Origin of the sequence: Methylobacterium soli (genome assembly GCF_008806385.1) — a bacterium.
GTDB classification, from domain to species: Bacteria; Pseudomonadota; Alphaproteobacteria; order Rhizobiales; family Beijerinckiaceae; genus Methylobacterium; species Methylobacterium soli.
This window is the reverse complement of record NZ_VZZK01000003.1, coordinates 135,736-154,448: the sequence shown is the minus strand read 5'-3', so window position 1 is coordinate 154,448 and position 18,713 is coordinate 135,736. Positions and strand designations below refer to the sequence as shown.

Sequence of the window (18,713 nt, the reverse complement as noted above, 5' to 3'; positions counted from 1 at the left end):
GGATGGCCGCGAGCCTACCCCTCGCCGCCGAGGCGGGCCGAGCGTCCCGGGACATCGCGCGGCTTGCCGGCCATGCTGGGCGGCAGGTCCTGCCCGCGGCCGGAGACCACGACGAGGCGCTGGATCTCGCCTCTCAGATAGGCCTGCAGGAACTTGTCGTAATCCTTGAAAGAGACGCAGCCGTTGGAGGCGCCGCTCGGCCCGAGCATGTAGGTATGCGCCAGCAGGCCGACACGGCCATGGACGGCGGCGCTGCCGCCGACGGGGTTCAGGCGGATCGCCCGCACGCCGTGGAACAGCGCCTCGCGCTCCGAGAGATCGTAGGTGCCGGGCGGGGTCGCCCCCTTCATGCGCAGGTGGACGGAGTTCGGGTCGTCCATGGTGGCGCCGAGGCCGGAATGCGCTTCGAGCCGCTCGCCGCTCGGCATGTGAACGATCCGCGCGCTGATGTCGTAGACGGCCGTGCCGGTTCCGCCTTCGGGGATTGGCGTGGGGCTGAGCCGACGCCGCGGCGTCACGTCGGCCGGGTTGCTCTCGAGCGCCGCGTAGGCGAGGGCAGGGCCGGCGGGCCGCTCGACGCCGAACAGCTTCTCGAAGAACGAGCGATCATCCTCAGTGGCGATCGGGAGGGCCGTCGTTCGCGCGCGGCGGAGGGCCGAGCGATCCGCCCGGCGCGTCAGCTCGGCCGGGTTCAGCTGGCGAAATTCCTGCGGGCGCGGCACCGGCAGGGGCACCGTCTGGGCGAGACGCGGCGGTTCCTGAGCCGGAGCGGGGGCGATTTCCGCCGCGTCCTGTTGCGCGAAGGGTGTGGGCGGCTCGGTCTCGGCCGATGACCAGGCGGGGCTCGCCTCGCGCAGGGCCTCCCGCCACAATTGGTCCGCCTCGGCGCCGAGGGCCAGGTCCGAGCCGGGCGCCGCATCCTCGCCCTCGGAGGGTAGGGCGATCTCCTGCACCGGCAATGCCGCGTCCGGCCGCACGAGAGGCGAATCGTTTTCCGGCGGGCGCGTGCCGATCGCCGACAGGCCGAATGCGGCCGCCAGAGCAATCGTCAGGGGGACACTCGCAAGACCGAGGCGGCGGAAAGAATTCGTGCCAAGCCGGACGCCTTGCGTAGATGTGTATGCCATGCGATCGCCACTCGGATCTTCGTGTCTCGACCGGTTCCTGGCCGTCCTCCACGCGTGTGTACTCGTGAGTACAGAGCGACCACGCAGGATGAGCCGGCCGGTACCGGTTCCAGTGTGGCAAAGATCCAACCTCGCCCGGCTTTTCTTGGGCGACAATATGGTTACGACGAGATGAATTCGGGCCGTCCAGGATGCGGTACGGCGTGACCACCATAGGTCGGCCCCCCGATGCGGCGGCGGCGGCGCTCTGCTAGCGTCCGGCACAGCTGAAGCAGCCGAGGGCCGGTGTCATGCACTCTGGGATCAAACTTGTTCTCGCATTCCTGTCCACCTTGGCGCCCGTCGCAGCCTCCGGACAATCGGCGACGAACATCGTCGCGCTTCGCGGCCTTGCCCCCGTGAGCACGTTGCCCGGCACGCCGGAGGGCAAGGCGGCCCTCGCGGCAAATCTGAGCGTGACGGGCGATATCCAGACCGGGACCCTGAAGCAGCCGACCTTGCTGTCGTTCACCGAGCAGCAGCAGCTCGCGCTCCGCGACTGCTTCATCACGGACGGCAATGCGACCGAACTCGCCGACGGCCTCGGCTCAAGGCTCGGCGAGGTCTATCAGGCCAAGGCGCGCTACGAGGATTTCAAGACCTTCACCAGCATCTCATCGGCTCTGGCCGATCTGATCGGCTATACCAACAATGTCGCGAAATCGGACTCGAACGCCGGCAAGTACTTTTTCGCCAACGCGACCACGGACGGCAAGACGCCCGTGAGCGAGGCCGCGGCGGCGATCTTGAGCGAGACGGGCGGGACGACCGACGTATTCGGCAAGGCCTACGGGCGCGTGGCGGGAAGCCCCGGGGCGGATGCTTTCGGGAATTCCCGTCCGTTTCAGACCGAGCCGCGCCTTCTCGCCTATCGGGGAAGCGATTATTTCGACAAGGCCTCCCACAGTCTCGACTGGCTCCGGGGCCCGAGCCAGAACCTGACCGACAGCCCATCCTATCCGAGCGGCCACACCACCTACGGTTACACCGAGTCGCTGCTCCTCGCCGTGCTGGTGCCGGAGCGCTACCAGCAGATGATCACGCGCGCGGCCGAGTACGGGAACGATCGGATCGTGGTGGGCGCCCACTACGCCATGGACGTGATCGGCGGGCGCAGTGTCGCACTCCATGCCGTCGCGCATCTTCTCGCCAACGATCCGGCCTATGTGGGGAAGACGCGCGACAACCCCGCCGTCATCAACGGGATGAGCCACGCCGCGGACAAGGTTGTCGCCATCAGCGATTACCCCGCCGCTCTCGCGGCCGCCCGCAGCGAGCTCGCGGCTTTCCTGAAATTCGGTTGCGGCGACACCGTCGCGGCCTGCGCCAGGATGGATACCGGCCGGTTCCGGGACGGAGCTGCCAACGAGGCGCTGTACAACGCCACCCAGACCTACGGCCTTCCGGTCGTGCATGCGCGCACCGCCAGCGCCGTCGAGGATGTCGGCACAGTGGCGCCCGAGGCCGGCTACCTGCTGACGGCGGCGTTCCCGTCCCTGACCCTCGCGGAAGCCAACGACATCCTGACCGAGACCCAAGGCCCGGGCGGCGGGTTCCTGAATGACGGCTCCGCCTTCGGTCTCTATTCGCGGCTGAACCTCTATGCCGCGGCCGGCAAGGCCGCGGCGCTCGTTGCCAGGAAACAGGCCGCGGCCGAGTGAGTCTCGGCATGCCGGGACGGACGATGCGGCCGCGCCCCTCCCGGATCCCTGGTGTTGGCCGCGACGGTTACTCGTCGGATTCCGGCTCGTCGGTCACCAGGTTGGCGGGCGCGCCGAACCATTGCGGCGCGGTGGCCGTATCGGGTCGGTCGAGCCCAGCGGGGATCGAGGCCGGCGCCGGCGGAATGTCCGAGGTAGCCATCATCATGGAGGCTCCGGCGGAGACGAGCCCGGCCATCGCGCGGAGATCGTCCGGTTGCCGCCGGTCGCGGGAGATCCGCGCGGCCTCCCGCTCCAAACGAAGATTGCATGCCCGCGAGGGCAGCCCGCCATCCGGGGTGCAGTCATCGTGCCGGGCACAGGCCGCATCCAGGGCGTCGATCGGCGCCAACGGGGCGTTGTTGCCGGGGCCGCAATAATTGCCGTGAACCAGCAGGGCCGGTCCCTGAGTTCCTGATGCGGTCTGCGCCATGGCCGGTCCCGCGAGACAGGCGGCAAGACCGGCAGCCAGACAGGCGGCAGAACCTGCGGAAAGAAGAAACGGTACGGTGACTTTGCCGAGCATCGACTGGTGATCTCTTGCGATCTCGCCCCCTCAGGCGGGTCGTGTCGCGTGCTGCAATGCAGCGAGTCCGGTTAGAAGGAGCGGAGCGCTCGATCGGTTCCCGACGATCGGTCGTCGATGCCGGTCGCCGCACCGAGCCAAGCGGGTGTCCCGGCACCGGATTCGTCGGCGCCGCGACGATTTCGCGCGCTGCTACAGGGCGCAAGCTCGCCGCTCAATCGCCGGTGTAGCCGAGACCTTGAGCCGCCTGTTTCAGCCGGGCGAAGCCCGCCGCATAGCGCTCCTTCAGCCAGCCCGCGTCGGGCAGGGTGCGGTCGGGGCTCAGATTGTCCGCGTTGTCGGACATCTTGATCAGGATGGCGCCGAGATTGCCGCTCTCGATCACCCGCGTGATGCGTTCCGAGTAGGCGGTCCGCGCAACCGGTTTCGTCAGGATCGTCACCATCTCGACGACATCCGCCCCGAAGCCCGCGGCGCGCAGGTCCGCGATCGTCCGAGGCGTATCCTCGAGCACGTCGTGAAGGATGGCCGCCTGCATCACCGCCATGGGATCGATCGCGAGGCTGTCGACCGCTCGGGCGTGCCCGGCGCGCGCCACCGCAGCGTTGGCGACGCGTTCGAGGTGGCGGATATAGGGTTGGCCACCCTTGTCGATCTGACCCGCATGGGCGGTGATCGCGAAGCTATGCGCGTCGAAGATGCTGCTCATGGCCTTCCCGGGCGGCCCCGAGAGATGTGTATCACCCGCGGCCGCCTGCGCCGACACTGTGTGCGCGAGACGTCGCCCAAGTCAGGAAGCCTTCTCGACGGGCGCCGTCTCGACGACGCGAAGTCCCGCCGAGCGGCTGCTGTAGCTCGGGCGGTTGAGGCGCCCGAGATCCATCAGGGGCTGCAGGGGCAGCTCGGCGAGATCGAGGAGCCTCGCTTCGCGCCAGCGCAGCTTGAACTCGCCGTTCTTGAACCAGCTCGGCTTCTTCTCCTCTACGAGGAGAAGGAGCTTCCCGCTCCAGGTCTTCTTGAACCAGAACCGTCCAGTCAGAGCCATCGTGCCACTCACGCCAATGACCCCCCCTGCGTATCAACGGTCAAGCTTATCGCTTGTTCCTGACAGGGTTGCGACGGATCGGTCCGTCTCGCGTTATGTCACCGCGGCCTTCCCGGCACCGCGCCCGACCGGAATTTTGCTTCGCTCATGCCTCGTTGGCTCTTCCTCGTCTTCTCCGCCGCCCTTGCCCTGGCGGTTCTGGGCAGTGCCCTGGTGTTCCTGAGGGGATCGCCCGCCCGTGAGGCGACCGGCATCGCCACGGACGCGTCGTGATGCGGCTCGGGATGCCTCTGATCGCCGCCGCCCTGCTGGCGATCGCCGTCGTGGTCGGAATTGGCTTGTGGCGGTCGAGCGCGCGCGAGGAGCAGCGCGCCGAGACGGACGGCAAGCCGGCGGTTCCCGCCTGCGATCCGCAGAACACGGTCGGCAAGGTCATCCTGCCCGATTGCCCGAAGCCCGCCTTTCCGACCCCCAGAACGCCCTGACCCGGATTGCCTGATCGGCACGCCGGATCGCTCCGAGACTCAGTCGTTGGCCGGCGGGTTCGCGGTCACCTCGGCGCGGCGGTTCGCATGGCGCCAATCCATGGGCTCGACGAAGGTCCCGGCCCAGAGGCCGCGGCGCGTCGCCCAGGCCTTGCTTTCCTGCCGGAGGTAGGCCGGGGAGGCGCGCCGCTCGGCGATGGCCTGGCCATGCGCGGCCATCCAGGCACTCAGATCCTCGTGACCGACGCGGCAGACCGCCACGACCCGCTCACGCTTGGGCGTCTTCACAGGCTCGCAGGTGACGGGATTCGTGCCGATCTGTCCGGCCAGGGCATGGGCCGCCGTGCGGCCGCAAGGGTAGGTCCGCCCGGTCGCGTTCTCGCAGGTCTGTGCCGCTTCCGGCGCGTCGATCCCGTAGAGTCGGATCTGCGCGCCCTGCAACTCGATCGTGTCCCCGTCGACGACCACGGCGGGTCCGGAGATCGTCTCCGCCGACAGAGCCGGGAGCGTGAGCAGGAGAAGGAGGGTCGTGGAGCGCAGCATTGAACGGGGGTTGCCTGAGGGGAGCGACGTGATGTGCCGAGGAGTGGCCAGGGTTACCACGACATTCGGCCAAAAGACGGCAGGCCGGGCCCCCTCGAACGGATAGGCGCGTAACGTTAATCTCCCGTAACACTCCGCTTCCGCTCAAGGGCCTGGTCCCGGCCACGCGCCGTGGCATCATTCCCGGGCATGGCCGTTCGCGCATGCGGTAAGGTCTGGCCCGTGTCATGACGACCTCACCGCCTGCGTGAGGAATGGCGCGTGATACAGTCCCGGGAGTGCCATGCCGGACCTCACCTACGCCATCGGCGACATTCATGGATGCGCTGACCTTCTCGAGCGGCTGCTCGCGCGGATCGAGCAGCACCGCGCCGGGCGCGACCGCTGCCTCGTGTTCCTGGGCGACTACGTCGATCGCGGACCGGACAGCGCCCGCGTGATCGCGATCCTGCGCGGTTTGCAGCAAGGGGAGCCCGAGGCCGTGATCTGCCTCATGGGCAACCACGAGGAGATGATGCTGGCCTCCTATCGGGACGGTCTCGGGGCAACCGCCTGGCACGAGAATGGCGGCGTCACCACCCTGGCATCCTTCGGCATCGAAGATCCGGAAGACCTGCCCCATGACGTGCTGGCCTGGCTGTCGGGCCTGCCGACGGTCCACGAGGACGACCGCCGCTACTACGTCCATGCCGGGTTCCGGCCCGGGCAGCCGGGAATCGATCCCGACATCGAGACACGCCTCTGGATCCGCGAGCCGTTTCTCTCCGCCGATTACGATTTCGGCAAGCACGTGGTGCACGGGCATACGCCCCAGAAATCCGGCCGGCCGGATATCCGGAGGCACCGCACCAACCTCGACACCGCGGCGGTTCGCGGCGGTGCTTTGTCGGCCGGCGTGTTCACCCGCGACGCGCAACGGGCCGTCGCGTTCCTGCAGGTGGCGGCCTCGGACTGACCCCGCGCGGCTGGTCCGTCAGAGGGCTTGGACGATTGGGCCGGTCGCGAGAAGCACGTGCGCCTGCGCGGCGATCGCCAGGAAACCGAAGGTCATCGCGGTCGCGACAGCGGCGGCAAGGGCGGAAGCAAAACGTAAGGACATCACAGCACCCATGAAGGTCAACTGCATTCCTCAACCTGTTGAGGTCGTCGGAGCAGGCTACAGAGAGATGGGAGCGCGAAGTGGGCCTCGGTGTGCGCGCGAGCACATCGAAGCCTGCCTGAGCCTCTGCCTGAGCGTTGCTATGATTGCGCCTGTTCGGCGCACTGCTTAGCCTGCTGATCGCCAAAGCAGGGGGCTGCTGAAGCCCTCGAAAATCTCCATGTCCGCAGACCAAGACCCTCGGCGTGCCCGTGGCCCTCGAATCGGCTCCGGGCGCAGCTCGGACGTGTTTGAATACGGGCCCGACCAGGTGCTCAAGCTCTACCGGGTGCCCTGGGAGCCGGCCGCAATCCTCAACGAGTTCGATGCGACGCAGCTCGCGTGGGCACGCGGGCTTCCGGTCCCGGCGCCCGTCAGGATCACGCAGGAGGACGGCCGAACCGGGATCGTGTTCGCGCGTCTCCAGGGGCGAAGCGTGTTGGGCCGCTACGCGCGTGATCCGGTCGGGCTCCTCATCGCCCTCAGGCAGATTGCGCGCCTCCAGCGCCAGATCCACACCTGCGACGCGGCGCAATTGCCGAGCCAGCACGCGATGCTCCGCAGCCAGATCGCCAAGGCGCGCGTGTCGGATTCCGTGAAGCGCGCGGCACTTGCCGTGCTCGATCGCTTGCCGGACGGGACCAGCCTCTGCCATGGCGATCTGCATCCCGAGAATGTCATCTGCACCCCCGACGGCCTGTCGATCGTGGATTGGCAGAAGGCGCGCGCCGGCAACCCCGCCGCCGATGTTGCCAGGACCGCGCTGATCCTCGAACACGGCCGATGGAACCTCGGTCGTTTCGGCACGATTCTGCCGATGACCCCGATCCGGAAGCTCGTGGCCTTCCTGTATCTCTGGCGCTACGCGCAGCTGACGGGCACGCCCGTCTCCGAGCTGAGGGCTTGGCGCCTGCCGCTCCTGGTGTCCCGCCTGTTCGGCCAGGCGGCCGCGAACGAGGATGCGGTGCGGGCGGATGCCGAGCGTCTCGCCCGGCGCGTCAGGGAGCCGGCCCCGGGGCTCGTGCGGGCCACAATCCTCATGGCCTGCGTCGCGGTTGGGCTCTCGGACGAGGCGATGATGGCCGCGCTCTTCCTGGCCTGAGGCGCAGGGCAGATCCCCTCACCAATTCGCCACGGCGATCCCGATGCTGATGCCGGCGCCCAGAAATGCGGCGGCCACGGCGATGATCTCGACGACGTCCATGGATTGCGGGGCGTGCCATGACCTGGGTGGGGGAGGCGCGATCCTATCATCGCCGGTCGCCCGCGCATCCCCCGATATCCGGGCGACGCGCGCAGCCGCGTGAACGATCGTTGGCGACGTGTCGCCACCAAGCCTGCCTCTGGGAGGCGTGAGCATTCGCGCGATCTGGAAGGAGGGCGATTCCGCCAAGATCCGTCGCCCCGGGTTGTGAGGGCGGCGGGCCAAGTCACATGGGTTCATAAGCGCTCGGCCCGCCCGTCGCGACACCGACCGGGCCGATCTCGCGACAGGTAAACTTAGCAGGGACCGCACGGGGCTCGTCGAATTCCAGTCGATGACCGTTGAGAGGCGCCGCGATATGTAACGCATTTCGACGGAAAGAGGCCGCATCCGGCGATTGTCAATCGAACACGGGCGGCACCACTCGTTCCGACCCGGACCATCTCACGAAGGACTTGTCTATCCTGTGGACAAGACGGCCGGCGGGGTCGAAGCTTGGCCTTAATCCTGCGTTTGCGGACGAGAGCACCTGACGCTAGGCTCCGGTCTCGCCCCCCGAGCGCGGGCACCGCGAGGCAGGATGTTCAGGTTCCTCCGCAACTGGTTCCTGCTCTCGATTCCCGTCGGAATTCTGATCGGTCGCTTCATCGAGGCCGGAAAGGGCTCGTCCTCGCCGGACCCTCGGCCGGACAGGGCACCGGAGCGCAACGAATAGGATCCCGATGCCTGACGGCAGGGTGTCGCACCGATCCGCTCAGACCGGACGGCTCAGTGGATGAGCCAGTGGAGCAGGATCGCGGCGGCGCCGCCGACCAAGGCGAGACCGAGCAGCACGACGCTGCTGAGTTGATCGACCGTGTCGACGTCCTGACCCTGCCGGTGCACCGGTGCATTGGCCGGGTTGCTGCCGATCGTTGAATTTGCGCGAGTGTCCATGAGCATCTCCGGGATGTGAGGCAGGCCAACGCGTCAGGCTGGAGGAGGCACCTGGTTCGACATGCGGCGCTTCGCCCCTGTCGGTCGTGCATCGGCAATCGGCGAGCCCGAACAGGCCTTCCGAGCAACGAAAAGGGCCGGGATGAACCCGGCCCCATCGCTCTGCGGGATGCTGGAAGCGTTCAGCGCGCGCCGGCCGCACCGGGCGCGGTGCCGGCCGCACCGCCGCTCGTGTTGGCACCACCGCTGTGACCGCTGGTCGAGCCGGTGGTGTCACCGGCCGCACCGGCCGTGCCGGGCGCCGTCGTGCTCATCGAGCGCTCCATGCCCTTCTCGGAATTCGACTTCACGCTCCCGGGATTCGTCATGTTGCGCTCAGCACTCCCACCGCCGGTGGCGGTCTGGGCAAACGCCGAGCCGGACAAGGCCAGGATCATCGCGGTCGCGAGGCTAATCGTCGTGGTACGCATCGTTGGTTTCCTCCGTTTCAGGAACTGCGATCCCAACGGCGAACACCGACCTTTCGTTCAATTCCGATCCATCACCGCGCGATCGTCTTCCCGAAAGCCTAGCCGTTCCAAGCCGATGCTTATGCTCCGGGGATCCAGATCCTGTTCGGGTCGTTCGCTCAATCAGTCAGCACCCGCCCGGCCGGCGAAGCGCCGCTCCGGCCGTCAAGCAATTCCGGGTCCTGGCTCCTGCCGAGCACTCCAAGGCTGAAGAGGTCGATGCATGTGGTATCTGTACGGGTGCGTGCTGCTCGCGGGCATCGCCAACGCCATCCAGCCCGGGATGAATGGGACGCTGGCCAAGGACCTGCCGCAGCCCCTGGCCGCCGGGCTCGTCGTCGGGGCCGGGACGCTCCTGAGCATCCTGACCGTCGGCCTGATCTCCGGGCGCATGGCGCTGCCGAGCTACGATCAGGCCGCGCAGATCCCGTGGTGGGCCTGGATCGGCGGCGTTCTGGGCGGCGGGATCGTGATCACCCAGCTCCTCATCGCCCGGCAGATCGGTGCCGCGCCGTTCCTGGGCATCCTGGTGACCGCGGGCGTCGTCACCTCGATCGCCCTTGACCATTTCGGCTGGGTCGGTTTCGCGCAGCACCCGGCGAGCCTTTGGCGCATCCTCGGAGGGGGCCTGATGATCGCGGGCGTCGCCATCGTGGCACTGACCTGAGGCCGTCGCGCCGTCGGCCGCAAGCCCGGTCGGAGTTCCGGATCTGCATCCGCGTCTTCGAGAGAAGTTGCGAGCAACCTAATGCGACGAACGCAGTTATCTGCCCAGACGCTGGGATTTCCAGCAAGGAGACAACATGAAGAAAATTGTTGCTGTGACCGCCCTGGCCCTCTCGATTGCTTCCCCGGCCTTCGCGCAGACTGCGCCGGCCGCGCGTGAGCCGGGTTCGACCGGAACAGTCGTCCAGGGTCAGCCCAATACGACCGGCAACGACCGCAATGTCGTGATCGCGCCGGGCGCGACGGGTGCCTCGACGATCACGACGGATTCCGCCGCGGGCGGCAATGCCGGTCAGCCCGAGCGCGCGGTGCCGCAGGGCAGCGCGAGCGGAAGCGGCACACGTTAACACCATCGACGCCGAACGCGATGCGGGTCCCGCAGCCCTCGGGCTTGCGGGACTTTTTTTGTTTTTCACGCCCGGTGTGACGGCCCTTGTCGTGCGGTTCGATGATTGCCCGCGCTTGGTCCGCCCCAAACACGCCCTGCGATGCGTTGGGACGCGGCCGCCTGTTTCGGCTGCGGTCCTGTGCCCCGATCACGCGAGGTCATAGGCCCAGGCCGGACCGGGCGCTGGCCGCAGACCCTCGCCTCATGCCATGGTGAGTCGCATGACATCTCATGACGAATGCGCGCGCGACCTCCGATCCTACATCGACCACGCGGATCGCGACGATCTCGGGGCCGCGCAGAACGCGATTCTGAAGTTTGCGCTCGCCGAACCCGACCCTCAGGGACGCGCTGCCGCGATGGATGCACTCCTGGACGACCTCAGCCGCGACCGCAGCCCCGCCACGATGTCGGAGGCGCAACAGGCGTTCCACACCGTCCTGATCGCGATGATCGAGCGCACCAAGACCGTGGTGGGGCCGGTCACGTCGGGTCGCTGAGCAGACCCTCCGGAATTGCGCTCTCGGAGGGCGCCTCGGCTGCCGCGAGGCGCCGGCGGGCGGCCCGCTCGCCGGCTTCCTGGCCGCATTTCTCGGCATGGACCGCTCGGTTGACCACCTGAAGGTTCGGCGTGCCCCAGAAGGACAACAGCGTCGGCCACGGCGCGTCCCGGTGCTCGCGCCAAACGCGGTAGAGCGGAACGCGATGATCCACCTCGGCGGTCTTGAAGAGCCGCTTGCCGGAGGCCGCGCAACGGTGCCTTTGCCCGGCCTTCAGGATCTTCACGTGGTCGCTCGGCGAGGTCCAGAGCTTCCAGGCGGCGACGCAGGCCGAGTGCCAGCTGGCATTCTTGTTGGGGATCCCGGCGCCCCACAGATCGCGGTGCCAGCCGAAGCGATAGACCGGCTGTCCGCAGATGCAGCAATGGCCGCGACCGCGGGCATGCGCCGGCTCGCGGTAGGGCGAGGGCGGCATCCGGAAGGTGAGGGGAAGCCCGGCTCCCTTCTCGCCGCCGAGCCGCCAGGACCATCCCTCGGGCTGGCCGGAACACGCCGCCAGCGCCCGCGCAAGGCGATCGGCGCGCAGGAGGTGATGGCGCCAGTAGCTCTCGACGGCGAGGCGCGGCGTCGGCGGCTTCAGCGGTCTGCTGAGCGCATGCCGCAGAACCGTGGCCGGGAAGATCGCCGGGATGGCGCGTTCGAGCCGTTCCCGGGACAGCGCATTGCGCTCGTCCCGCCAGCTCACGGGCGCGGATCCGCGTGCCGCTCCTCATCGATCAGGGCCTCGACGGCCGCGATCGTGTTCTCGAGATCGGCGATCTTGCGCAAGGTCCCGTCGGGCGGGAGCATCGCGAGTTCCGCAGCCTGAAGAACCAGCATGCGCTGGGCGGCCTTCAGGCGGTCGAGCAGGGCTTCGAGATCTGACATGCTGTCGGCTGTAGCGGGTCTGCGATGCTTTCCACAACCGCCGTTCGGGCCAGGCCTTGCGCAGTTCGGCGCGCCGTTGCCCGGAAGCCGCGCGCCGCCGGGCTGTCGATCCGGGCCGCGGACGCGAGTTGATTTTCCGGCCGCGACCGCCCATATCTCGGATGCGGTTGATGACCGGTTCGTAATAACGTTTCAGGACCCGGGGGCGGTACCCGGCGCCTCCACCATGAGCGCATCGTGATGCGCTCCTGTTGGGGGCGAAACAGGATCGACTGGGCGGTAAAGGGATCGCGAGTCCTATCTCGCTTCGGCGGGAGACGGTGCGACTGTCGGTAAGGTTTCGACCGGTTTGGCGTAGGTAACCCCTATTCCAGGCATCTGACCAAAACTCTAAATGCCAACGATAACGTTGTCATGGATGCCCGCCTCGCGGCGTAAGCATCTTGCGGTAGGGTAACCGTAGAAACAGAACCCGGAGCTCCGGCTCCGGGACCCACCTTTCCCTTTCATCTCACGGCACTTGAGCGCTCTTCGCGGGCTCGCGCGGCGATGGCGCTTGCGCGCCGATTCGGCCTCACCTTCGGGACGGCTCCGACGCTCAGAGCAGGCCGCGATCGAGGCGGATGATCCGGCACGCCGCGCCGGCCTCGGCCGCCTCCGCGTGGGGCGGGCGAACCAGCAGCGCTTCGGCGTGGCCGAGGGTCGAGAGCATCGAGGAATCCTGGCGCTCTTCTGGATAGACCACGGGAAGCCGGTCGGGGGCGGTCTCCAGGCGCGCGCGCAGGTAATCGGCCCGGCCGTCATTGGCGGCGAGCGCGCGTCCGAGTCGGGCGGGCTCGCTCCGGTCGGCCCCGGCCGCCGGGTCGCCCAGCATGGCCCGGATTGCCGGCACCACGAACAGGATCCCGCAGACGATCGCCGAGACCGGATTGCCCGGCAGCCCGATCACCAGCATGTCGCGCAGGCGGCCATGCATCAGGGGTTTCCCGGGCCGCAAAGCGATGCGCCAGAACGCGAGTTCGAGCCCTTCGCCCCGGAGGGCGGATTGGACGAGGTCGTGGTCTCCGACCGAGGCGCCGCCGAGCGTCACGAGGAGGTCGGCCCCGGCCTCGCGCGCCCGCTGGAACGCGCTCGCGAGGGCGGGCAGATTGTCTGCGGCGATGCCGAGATCGATGGCCTCGCCGCCCGAGGCACGAACGAGTTCGGCGAGCGCGAGGGCGTTCGAGGCGATGATCTGGTCCCACGCCGCCGGCTGGCCGGGCGATACGAGCTCATCCCCGGTCGCCAGGATGGCCACCCGTGGCCTGCGCCGAACCGGGATCTCGACATGTCCCGAGGCGGCCGCGAGGGCGAGGCGCCGCGCATCGAGGGTTTCGCCGGCGCGCAGCAGGACATCGCCTTCGTGGAAATCGAGGCCCCGCCGCCGGATGAAGCGATCCGGCGTCACCGGCTCGCGGGCCAGGACCCTGTCGCCCTCGGCATCGGCGTTCTCCTGGATCAGGATGGCGTCGGCGCCGTCCGGCACCGGCGCGCCGGTGAAGATCCGCACCGTCTCGCCGGGGCCGAGGGAGCCCGCGAATCCGTGCCCGGCCGCGCTGGTGCCGGTGAGGCGGAGGCTCGCCGGAACCTGCGCGACGTCGCCGCTGCGCACCGCGTAGCCATCCATCGCGGAGGCGGCGAAGGGCGGCTGCGTGCGCCGGGCCGCGAGATCGGCCGAGAGCGTGCGCCGGCCGGCCGCCGTGATCGGCAGGTTCTCGGTCTCGACCGGGCGCTCGACGCTCGCGAGGATGCGGGCCAGCGCGTCCGCGACGGGCAGCAGGCCGCTCACGCGCGCGTCTCCGGATCGGCTTCCGCCACGAAGGAGCCGGAGCGGCCGCCATCCTTGGCGAGCAGCCGGATGCCCTCGATGCGCATGCCCCGGTCGACGGCCTTCACCATGTCGTAGACGGTCAGGCAGGCCACCGAGACCGCCGTGAGCGCCTCCATCTCGACGCCTGTCGGACCCTGCACCTTCACCTCGGCGGTGATGCGAAGGCCGGGCAGCCCGTCATCGGGCTCGCACTCGACCCGCACCTTCGAGAGCAGGAGCGGGTGGCAGAGCGGGATCAGCTCGTGGGTGCGCTTCGCCGCCATGATCCCGGCAAGGCGCGCGGTGCCGATAACGTCGCCCTTCTTGGCATCGCCCTCGCGGATCAGCCGCAGCGTCTCCGGCAGCATCACCACGCTGCCACCGGCGCGCGCGGTGCGGGTCGTTGCGGCCTTGTCGGTCACGTCGACCATGTTGGCCGCGCCGCTCGCATCGAGATGGGTCAGGCCTGTCATGAAGCTGTCCCTGCCGATCGGCTCACGCGCCGGCTTCGCCGAAGAGGAGGCGGCGCGTCGCGGCCGCCACGTCGGACTGCCGCATCAGGCTCTCGCCGACCAGGACCGTATGGAGCCCTTCCTGCGTCAGGCGCACCACGTCCGCGTGCCCCGAGATCCCGCTCTCGGCCACCGGAATGCGGTCCGGCGGAATGCCCGGCGCGAGCTTGATCGCGGTCTCGAACGAGACCTCGAAGGTCTTGAGGTTGCGGTTGTTGATGCCGATCAGGCGGGTCCCGAGCGGGACGGCCCGTTCGAGCTCCTCGGCATCGTGCACCTCGACCAGCACGTCCATGCCGAGATCGTGCGCGGCCTCGACGAGGTCGCCCGCCTCGGCGTCGTCGAGGCAGGCCATGATGACGAGGATGCAATCGGCCCCCCAGGCCCGCGCCTCGAAGACCTGGTAGGGCTCGAACAGGAAATCCTTGCGCAGGACGGGCAGCGAGCAGGCGGCGCGAGCCTGGGTCAGGTATTCGGGCCTGCCCTGGAAGGAGGGCTCGTCGGTCAGGACCGAGAGGCAGGTGGCGCCCCCGGCCTCGTAGGCGGAAGCGAGGGCGGCCGGGTCGAAATCGGCGCGGATCAGCCCCTTCGAGGGGGACGCCTTCTTGACCTCCGCGATCAGCGCCGGGCGCTTGGCCGCGACATGCGTGGCGATCGCGTCGGCGAAGCCGCGCGGCGGGTCCATCTTGGCGACCCGGGCCTCCAGCTTGGCCAGCGGCACCCGAAGCTTCGCCTCCGCGATCTCGCGGCGCTTGTAGGCCTCGATTCGTGCCAGGACGGTCTGGGCGCTCGTGCCGCTGCTCTCTGTCTCGGACATCGGGTTCCTCAGGCGTTCGAGACGGCGACGAGGCGGGCGAGGGTGGCTCGGGCCGCCCCGGAATCGACGGCATGGCTCGCCCGCGCGACGCCCGCCGCGAGGGTGTCGGCGGCCTCCGCGACCACGAGCGCGGCCCCCGCATTGAGAACGGCGATGTCCCGATAGGCGTTGCGCGCGCCTTCCAGGACGGCGTGGAGGCTGCGGGCGTTATGATCGGGGTCTCCGCCGCGCAGGTCCGCGAGGGTCCAGAGCGGCAGGCCGACCTCGCGCGGGTCGATGGTGAAGTGCGAGATCCGCCCCCCATCGAGGGCGACGACCGCGGTCGGCCCGGTCACCGTGATCTCGTCGAGGCCGTCCGAGCCGTGCACGGTCCAGACCCGCCGGCTGCCGAGTTCCGCCAGGACGCGGGTCAGGGGCTCGGCCCAGGCCGCCGTCGAGACGCCGAGCAGCTGGCGCTCGACGCCCGCGGGATTCGAGAGCGGTCCCAGCAGATTGAAGATGGTGCGCACCGGCAATTCCGAGCGGATGGGCGCCACGTGGCGCATCGCGCCGTGGTGGGTCTGCGCGAACATGAAGCAGAGGCCGGCCTCGTGCAGGCATCGCGCCAGGGCCTCGGGATCGAGACCGAGCTTGACGCCGAGCGAGGCGAGGACGTCGGCGGCCCCCGAGCGCGAGGTCGCGGCGCGGTTGCCGTGCTTGGCCACCGGAACGCCGCAGGCCGCCGTCACGATCGCCGCGAGGGTCGAGACGTTGTAGCTGCCCGAGTGATCGCCGCCGGTCCCGACGATGTCGACGGCGCCCGCGACCGGGTTCACGGTGACCATGCGGGACCGCATCGCCTCGACGGCCCCGACGATCTCGTCCAGGGATTCGCCGCGCATCTTCAGGGCGATCAGGAAGGCCCCGGCCTGGACCGGCGTGACCTCGCCGGAGAGCAGGTCGTCGAAGGCGGCGCGCGCTTCCGCCCGATCGAGGGCGAAGCCGGCGGCGACCTTGGCAAGATGGGGCTTGAAGGAATCCATTCGCCCGACGCGCAGCTTACGAGGCGGGAGGGCCCGGCGCCGCTCCCTGACGATCAGGCGTCAATGCACGCCGTCGCCGCGCTTGTCACGCTCCGCGTTCCAGGCGGTGGCGATATCGAGGAAATTGCGCAGGATCTGCGCGCCGTGATGCGACAGGATGCTCTCGGGATGGAACTGCACCCCGTGGACCGGCAGCGTCGCGTGTTCCAGCCCCATGATCAGACCATCGGCCTCGGCCGTGACCGTGAGGCTCTCCGGACAGCGGGCGCGGTCGACCACGAGGGAGTGATAGCGCGTCGCCTCGAAGGCATCGTTGAGCCCGCGGAAGATCCCGCCCGACCCGTGCCGGATGGTCGAGACCTTCCCGTGCATCGGGCTCGGCGCACGCACGACCTCGCCGCCGAAAGCCTGCCCGATGGTCTGCAGGCCGAGGCAGACCCCGAAGATCGGGATCTCACCGCCGAGCGCCCGCACGGCGTCGAGGCAGATCCCGGCCTCGTTCGGGGTGCAGGGGCCGGGCGACAGCACCAGCGCATCGGGCCGGCGCTCCCGGATCGCCTCGACCGTGATGGCGTCGTTGCGGGCGACCGAGATCGTGCCGCAGAGCGGCCCGATCAGATGGACGAGGTTCCAGGTGAACGAGTCGTAATTGTCGATCACCAGGACGTTGGGCATCGGCGCAGTTCCCATCGTGGCGAGATGACGTCACTTGAGGGTCCGGTCAAGGGCGGGGGCGATCCGGGGCGGGGGGCCGGCGAAGGGGCGGGGACTGCGCGCGAAGAATGGCGCAATTTGCTCACAAGCGCCCAAGCGCAGCCAAGTAATGAAATTAAATTGCTCAAATGAATTCTGGCGCGGATCGGGCATCCGGCGAGAAACGCCGCGGATAAAGCCGCTATTTAATCGTATCTTCATCGGACCTGGCCATTTTTGTGCTCAACCGGCGATAGATGATCTGGATCAGGCGGAACACATCATGAAGGCACTGCACAACGCGCGCGTCCTGACCAAGATCGCGATCCCGCTCGCCCTGGTGGCCCTCCTGACGATCGGGCTGGTGGCCTATGCCCGCGTCGTGCTCGGGGCGATGTCGGACCAGACCCACGCGCTGGTCGATGTCCAGGCGGCACGCCAGGAGAGCATCCTGCGCATCGGGATCAACCTGGCCGAGCTGACCATCCAGGACCGCAACATCACGATCGAGACGCGCAGCCAGGAGATGGCGGAGTACAAGCGCCGCCAGGACGTCGCCAAGGGCGCGGCGCTCGCGGCCTCCGATCGGCTGATCGCGCTCGCCGATTCGCCGGCGCGTCTTGCCGTGAATCAGGAGCTGCGCCGGCAGATCGAAGCCTATTTCGCGGTCGTCGATCGTTCGACGGAGCTCGGTATGCGCAACGATGCGCAGGGCGCCGTGGCGATCTCCCAGGGCGAAGGGCGCCTGGCACGGCGCAAGCTGATCGAGACGGTCGAGAGCCGGATGAGCCTCTTGGGACGCGAGTTGCTTGAGGCGAAGGAGCAGGCCGGCGCGACCGCCACGCGCGGCACGCTCACCCTGATGGGCGCCGCCTTCCTGGGCCTCCTCGTGGCCTGCGGCCTCGCCGGCCTGATCGTGATCACGGCCGTGACCCGGCCGCTCGGCCGGATCACCCGGGCCCTGGAGCGGCTCGCCGCGGGCGACCTCGACATCGCCGTCGAGGGCACCGAGCGCCGCGACGAGGTGGGCGTGCTGGCCCGGGCCCTCGGCGTGTTCCGGGACAACGCCGCCGAGGCGCGCCGCCTCGGGGCGCTCCAGGCCGAGGAGGATGCCGCCAAGATGCGCCGCGCCGAGCGCCTCGATGCGGTGACGCGCAGCTTCGAGACCACGGCCACGGGCCTGACCGAGGGTCTGGCCGCGGCCGCCACCGAGATGGAGGCGACGGCCCATTCCATGACCGGCATCGCCGAGGGCACGAACCAGCAGGCGGTGGCGCTCGCCGCCGCCTCGGCCCAGACCTCGGGCAACGTCCAGACCGTGGCGTCGGCCACGGAGGAATTGTCGATCTCGATCCAGGAGATCACCCGCCAGGTCGCCCGCTCGGCGGAGATCGCGGCCTCCGCGGTCGTCAGCGCCCGCGACACCGACGCGACCATCCGGGACCTCGCCGCGACGGCCGAGAAGATCGGGGACGTGGTGGCGATGATCTCGACCATCGCCGGGCAGACCAACCTGCTGGCCCTCAACGCCACCATCGAGGCCGCCCGGGCGGGCGATGCCGGGCGGGGCTTCGCCGTGGTGGCGACCGAGGTGAAGGAACTCGCCGCGCAGACCAGCCGCGCGACCGACGAGATCTCCGGCCAGATCAGCGCCATCCAGGGCGCCACCCGCGGCGCGGTGACGGCGGTTCGCGGGATCGGAGAGACCATCTCGGGCATGGCGGATATCGCCACGCAGGTGGCCGCCGCGATGGAGCAGCAGGGGGCCGCGACGCGCGAGATCGCCCGCAACGTGCAGGAGGCCGCCCACGGCACCGAGCAGGTCACCGGCAATGTCGGCGAGGTCCGCAGGGGCGCCGGCGAGACGGGCTCGGCGGCGACGCAGGTCCTCGGCGCGGCCCGGGAACTCGCCACCCACTCGAACACCCTCGGGCAGACGGTGCGACGCTTCCTCGGCGAGGTGAAGGCGGCGTGACACCCGCCGCGCCGGCCACCGGACGCCCGCCTCGGGCGCTCCGGACGGATCC

General features: G+C 69.1%; 25 protein-coding genes and 1 other RNA gene. 11 read left to right on the top strand and 15 right to left on the bottom strand.

Annotation, left to right across the window (positions count from 1 at the left end):
- Positions 1–14: 14 nt before the first annotated feature.
- Positions 15–1,127 carry a DUF2778 domain-containing protein gene (locus F6X53_RS04505; protein ID WP_150997630.1) on the bottom strand — a complete coding sequence of 371 codons (1,113 nt, stop codon included), beginning with the start codon at positions 1,125–1,127 and terminating at the stop codon, positions 15–17.
- A 290-nt stretch (positions 1,128–1,417) separates the two neighbouring features.
- On the opposite strand from F6X53_RS04505, the gene F6X53_RS04500 reads away from it, so the two are divergent.
- Entirely contained in the window at positions 1,418–2,827 is a 1,410-nt protein-coding gene (locus F6X53_RS04500; RefSeq protein ID WP_150997628.1) for a phosphatase PAP2 family protein, read from the top strand.
- A 67-nt stretch (positions 2,828–2,894) separates the two neighbouring features.
- On the opposite strand, the gene F6X53_RS04495 is transcribed toward F6X53_RS04500, so the two are convergent.
- From F6X53_RS04495 to F6X53_RS04485, 3 genes are all read right to left on the bottom strand, one after another.
- The gene (locus F6X53_RS04495) at positions 2,895–3,392 is read right to left on the bottom strand and encodes a phospholipase A2 family protein (RefSeq protein WP_150997626.1); all 498 of its coding nucleotides are present in this window, start codon (positions 3,390–3,392) and stop codon (positions 2,895–2,897) included.
- A gap of 214 nt (positions 3,393–3,606) precedes the next feature.
- Positions 3,607–4,101 carry an HD domain-containing protein gene (locus tag F6X53_RS04490; RefSeq protein ID WP_150997625.1) on the bottom strand — a complete coding sequence of 165 codons (495 nt, stop codon included), beginning with the start codon at positions 4,099–4,101 and terminating at the stop codon, positions 3,607–3,609.
- A gap of 81 nt (positions 4,102–4,182) precedes the next feature.
- On the bottom strand, positions 4,183–4,437 hold the full coding sequence (locus tag F6X53_RS04485) for a hypothetical protein (protein WP_150997623.1): 255 nt from the start codon (positions 4,435–4,437) through the stop codon (positions 4,183–4,185).
- A gap of 147 nt (positions 4,438–4,584) precedes the next feature.
- Between F6X53_RS04485 and F6X53_RS33605 the strand changes: the two genes are divergently transcribed.
- Together F6X53_RS33605 and F6X53_RS04480 are read left to right on the top strand one after the other, a co-directional pair.
- Positions 4,585–4,710: a hypothetical protein gene (locus tag F6X53_RS33605; RefSeq protein ID WP_280525994.1), complete on the top strand. Its 126-nt coding sequence runs from the start codon at positions 4,585–4,587 to the stop codon at positions 4,708–4,710.
- A gap of 11 nt (positions 4,711–4,721) precedes the next feature.
- A complete protein-coding gene (locus F6X53_RS04480) occupies positions 4,722–4,922 on the top strand; it encodes a hypothetical protein (RefSeq protein ID WP_150997621.1) in 201 nt (66 codons plus the stop codon).
- Between the two features lie 39 nt (positions 4,923–4,961).
- Here F6X53_RS04480 and F6X53_RS04475 read toward each other — a convergent pair whose 3' ends face one another.
- A complete protein-coding gene (locus F6X53_RS04475) occupies positions 4,962–5,465 on the bottom strand; it encodes a thermonuclease family protein (protein ID WP_150997620.1) in 504 nt (167 codons plus the stop codon).
- Between the two features lie 283 nt (positions 5,466–5,748).
- Here F6X53_RS04475 and F6X53_RS04470 point away from each other — a divergent pair, with 283 nt between their 5' ends.
- Entirely contained in the window at positions 5,749–6,420 is a 672-nt protein-coding gene (locus F6X53_RS04470) for a metallophosphoesterase family protein (protein ID WP_150997617.1), read from the top strand.
- A gap of 18 nt (positions 6,421–6,438) precedes the next feature.
- Here the strand turns inward: F6X53_RS04470 and F6X53_RS32155 are convergent, their stop codons facing one another.
- A complete protein-coding gene (locus F6X53_RS32155) occupies positions 6,439–6,591 on the bottom strand; it encodes a hypothetical protein (protein ID WP_191970695.1) in 153 nt (50 codons plus the stop codon).
- Positions 6,592–6,784: 193 nt separating this feature from the next.
- On the opposite strand from F6X53_RS32155, the gene F6X53_RS04465 reads away from it, so the two are divergent.
- Both F6X53_RS04465 and F6X53_RS33600 read left to right on the top strand, forming a co-directional pair.
- A complete protein-coding gene (locus F6X53_RS04465) occupies positions 6,785–7,705 on the top strand; it encodes a phosphotransferase family protein (RefSeq protein WP_150997615.1) in 921 nt (306 codons plus the stop codon).
- 682 nt (positions 7,706–8,387) lie between these two features.
- The gene (locus F6X53_RS33600) at positions 8,388–8,522 is read left to right on the top strand and encodes a hypothetical protein (protein ID WP_280525993.1); all 135 of its coding nucleotides are present in this window, start codon (positions 8,388–8,390) and stop codon (positions 8,520–8,522) included.
- Between the two features lie 53 nt (positions 8,523–8,575).
- On the opposite strand, the gene F6X53_RS32150 is transcribed toward F6X53_RS33600, so the two are convergent.
- Together F6X53_RS32150 and F6X53_RS04460 are read right to left on the bottom strand one after the other, a co-directional pair.
- On the bottom strand, positions 8,576–8,743 hold the full coding sequence (locus F6X53_RS32150) for a hypothetical protein (protein ID WP_191970694.1): 168 nt from the start codon (positions 8,741–8,743) through the stop codon (positions 8,576–8,578).
- A gap of 182 nt (positions 8,744–8,925) precedes the next feature.
- Entirely contained in the window at positions 8,926–9,213 is a 288-nt protein-coding gene (locus tag F6X53_RS04460; protein WP_150997613.1) for a hypothetical protein, read from the bottom strand.
- Positions 9,214–9,475: 262 nt separating this feature from the next.
- Between F6X53_RS04460 and F6X53_RS04455 the strand changes: the two genes are divergently transcribed.
- The 3 genes from F6X53_RS04455 (at position 9,476) to F6X53_RS04445 (ending at position 10,866) form a co-directional block, all read left to right on the top strand.
- Complete coding sequence (locus F6X53_RS04455) at positions 9,476–9,919, top strand: DMT family transporter (RefSeq protein ID WP_150997611.1); 444 nt, start codon at positions 9,476–9,478, stop codon at positions 9,917–9,919.
- Between the two features lie 136 nt (positions 9,920–10,055).
- Positions 10,056–10,325, top strand: coding sequence for a hypothetical protein (locus F6X53_RS04450; RefSeq protein WP_150997609.1), 270 nt, complete (start codon positions 10,056–10,058; stop codon positions 10,323–10,325).
- Positions 10,326–10,587: 262 nt separating this feature from the next.
- Positions 10,588–10,866 (top strand): hypothetical protein, encoded by a 279-nt coding sequence (locus F6X53_RS04445; RefSeq protein WP_150997607.1) that lies wholly within the window; start codon positions 10,588–10,590, stop codon positions 10,864–10,866.
- On the opposite strand, the gene F6X53_RS04440 is transcribed toward F6X53_RS04445, so the two are convergent.
- Entirely contained in the window at positions 10,850–11,611 is a 762-nt protein-coding gene (locus tag F6X53_RS04440; RefSeq protein ID WP_150997605.1) for a hypothetical protein, read from the bottom strand. The two genes, F6X53_RS04445 and F6X53_RS04440, sit on opposite strands and share 17 nt — an antisense overlap.
- Positions 11,608–11,793, bottom strand: a complete 186-nt coding sequence (locus F6X53_RS04435) for a hypothetical protein (protein ID WP_150997603.1) — start codon at positions 11,791–11,793, stop codon at positions 11,608–11,610. Before F6X53_RS04435 ends, F6X53_RS04440 begins: the two co-directional genes overlap by 4 nt.
- A 124-nt stretch (positions 11,794–11,917) precedes the next feature.
- On the opposite strand from F6X53_RS04435, the gene ssrA reads away from it, so the two are divergent.
- Positions 11,918–12,273, top strand: a transfer-messenger RNA (tmRNA) gene (ssrA, locus tag F6X53_RS04430).
- A gap of 118 nt (positions 12,274–12,391) precedes the next feature.
- Here the strand turns inward: ssrA and F6X53_RS04425 are convergent.
- Genes F6X53_RS04425 through F6X53_RS04405 form a run of 5 tightly spaced genes read right to left on the bottom strand, consistent with a single transcriptional unit; the run spans position 12,392 to position 16,668 of the window.
- Positions 12,392–13,621 carry a molybdopterin molybdotransferase MoeA gene (locus F6X53_RS04425; RefSeq protein WP_150997601.1) on the bottom strand — a complete coding sequence of 410 codons (1,230 nt, stop codon included), beginning with the start codon at positions 13,619–13,621 and terminating at the stop codon, positions 12,392–12,394.
- Entirely contained in the window at positions 13,618–14,115 is a 498-nt protein-coding gene (gene moaC / locus F6X53_RS04420) for a cyclic pyranopterin monophosphate synthase MoaC (protein WP_150997599.1), read from the bottom strand. Before moaC ends, F6X53_RS04425 begins: the two co-directional genes overlap by 4 nt.
- A 22-nt stretch (positions 14,116–14,137) precedes the next feature.
- Positions 14,138–14,971: an indole-3-glycerol phosphate synthase TrpC gene (trpC, locus tag F6X53_RS04415; RefSeq protein WP_150997597.1), complete on the bottom strand. Its 834-nt coding sequence runs from the start codon at positions 14,969–14,971 to the stop codon at positions 14,138–14,140.
- 8 nt (positions 14,972–14,979) lie between these two features.
- Positions 14,980–15,993 (bottom strand): anthranilate phosphoribosyltransferase, encoded by a 1,014-nt coding sequence (gene trpD, locus F6X53_RS04410; protein ID WP_150997595.1) that lies wholly within the window; start codon positions 15,991–15,993, stop codon positions 14,980–14,982.
- A 60-nt stretch (positions 15,994–16,053) separates the two neighbouring features.
- Positions 16,054–16,668: an anthranilate synthase component II gene (locus tag F6X53_RS04405; RefSeq protein WP_150997593.1), complete on the bottom strand. Its 615-nt coding sequence runs from the start codon at positions 16,666–16,668 to the stop codon at positions 16,054–16,056.
- Positions 16,669–16,969: 301 nt separating this feature from the next.
- Here F6X53_RS04405 and F6X53_RS04400 point away from each other — a divergent pair, with 301 nt between their 5' ends.
- Positions 16,970–18,661 (top strand): methyl-accepting chemotaxis protein, encoded by a 1,692-nt coding sequence (locus tag F6X53_RS04400; RefSeq protein ID WP_150997591.1) that lies wholly within the window; start codon positions 16,970–16,972, stop codon positions 18,659–18,661.
- The last annotated feature ends 52 nt before the right edge of the window (positions 18,662–18,713 follow it).

Bases quoted from the DNA above. Each gene is read 5' to 3' on its own strand.
- F6X53_RS04505 (WP_150997630.1), bottom strand. From the start codon at position 1,127: ATGGCATACACATCTACGCAAGGCGTCCGGCTTGGCACGAATTCTTTC.
- F6X53_RS04500 (WP_150997628.1), top strand. From the start codon at position 1,418: ATGCACTCTGGGATCAAACTTGTTCTCGCATTCCTGTCCACCTTGGCG.
- F6X53_RS04495 (WP_150997626.1), bottom strand. From the start codon at position 3,392: ATGCTCGGCAAAGTCACCGTACCGTTTCTTCTTTCCGCAGGTTCTGCC.
- F6X53_RS04490 (WP_150997625.1), bottom strand. From the start codon at position 4,101: ATGAGCAGCATCTTCGACGCGCATAGCTTCGCGATCACCGCCCATGCG.
- F6X53_RS04485 (WP_150997623.1), bottom strand. From the start codon at position 4,437: ATGGCTCTGACTGGACGGTTCTGGTTCAAGAAGACCTGGAGCGGGAAG.
- F6X53_RS33605 (WP_280525994.1), top strand. From the start codon at position 4,585: ATGCCTCGTTGGCTCTTCCTCGTCTTCTCCGCCGCCCTTGCCCTGGCG.
- F6X53_RS04480 (WP_150997621.1), top strand. From the start codon at position 4,722: ATGCCTCTGATCGCCGCCGCCCTGCTGGCGATCGCCGTCGTGGTCGGA.
- F6X53_RS04475 (WP_150997620.1), bottom strand. From the start codon at position 5,465: ATGCTGCGCTCCACGACCCTCCTTCTCCTGCTCACGCTCCCGGCTCTG.
- F6X53_RS04470 (WP_150997617.1), top strand. From the start codon at position 5,749: ATGCCGGACCTCACCTACGCCATCGGCGACATTCATGGATGCGCTGAC.
- F6X53_RS32155 (WP_191970695.1), bottom strand. From the start codon at position 6,591: ATGCAGTTGACCTTCATGGGTGCTGTGATGTCCTTACGTTTTGCTTCC.
- F6X53_RS04465 (WP_150997615.1), top strand. From the start codon at position 6,785: ATGTCCGCAGACCAAGACCCTCGGCGTGCCCGTGGCCCTCGAATCGGC.
- F6X53_RS33600 (WP_280525993.1), top strand. From the start codon at position 8,388: ATGTTCAGGTTCCTCCGCAACTGGTTCCTGCTCTCGATTCCCGTCGGA.
- F6X53_RS32150 (WP_191970694.1), bottom strand. From the start codon at position 8,743: ATGGACACTCGCGCAAATTCAACGATCGGCAGCAACCCGGCCAATGCA.
- F6X53_RS04460 (WP_150997613.1), bottom strand. From the start codon at position 9,213: ATGCGTACCACGACGATTAGCCTCGCGACCGCGATGATCCTGGCCTTG.
- F6X53_RS04455 (WP_150997611.1), top strand. From the start codon at position 9,476: ATGTGGTATCTGTACGGGTGCGTGCTGCTCGCGGGCATCGCCAACGCC.
- F6X53_RS04450 (WP_150997609.1), top strand. From the start codon at position 10,056: ATGAAGAAAATTGTTGCTGTGACCGCCCTGGCCCTCTCGATTGCTTCC.
- F6X53_RS04445 (WP_150997607.1), top strand. From the start codon at position 10,588: ATGACATCTCATGACGAATGCGCGCGCGACCTCCGATCCTACATCGAC.
- F6X53_RS04435 (WP_150997603.1), bottom strand. From the start codon at position 11,793: ATGTCAGATCTCGAAGCCCTGCTCGACCGCCTGAAGGCCGCCCAGCGC.
- moaC (WP_150997599.1), bottom strand. From the start codon at position 14,115: ATGACAGGCCTGACCCATCTCGATGCGAGCGGCGCGGCCAACATGGTC.
- trpC (WP_150997597.1), bottom strand. From the start codon at position 14,971: ATGTCCGAGACAGAGAGCAGCGGCACGAGCGCCCAGACCGTCCTGGCA.
- trpD (WP_150997595.1), bottom strand. From the start codon at position 15,993: ATGGATTCCTTCAAGCCCCATCTTGCCAAGGTCGCCGCCGGCTTCGCC.
- F6X53_RS04405 (WP_150997593.1), bottom strand. From the start codon at position 16,668: ATGCCCAACGTCCTGGTGATCGACAATTACGACTCGTTCACCTGGAAC.
- F6X53_RS04400 (WP_150997591.1), top strand. From the start codon at position 16,970: ATGAAGGCACTGCACAACGCGCGCGTCCTGACCAAGATCGCGATCCCG.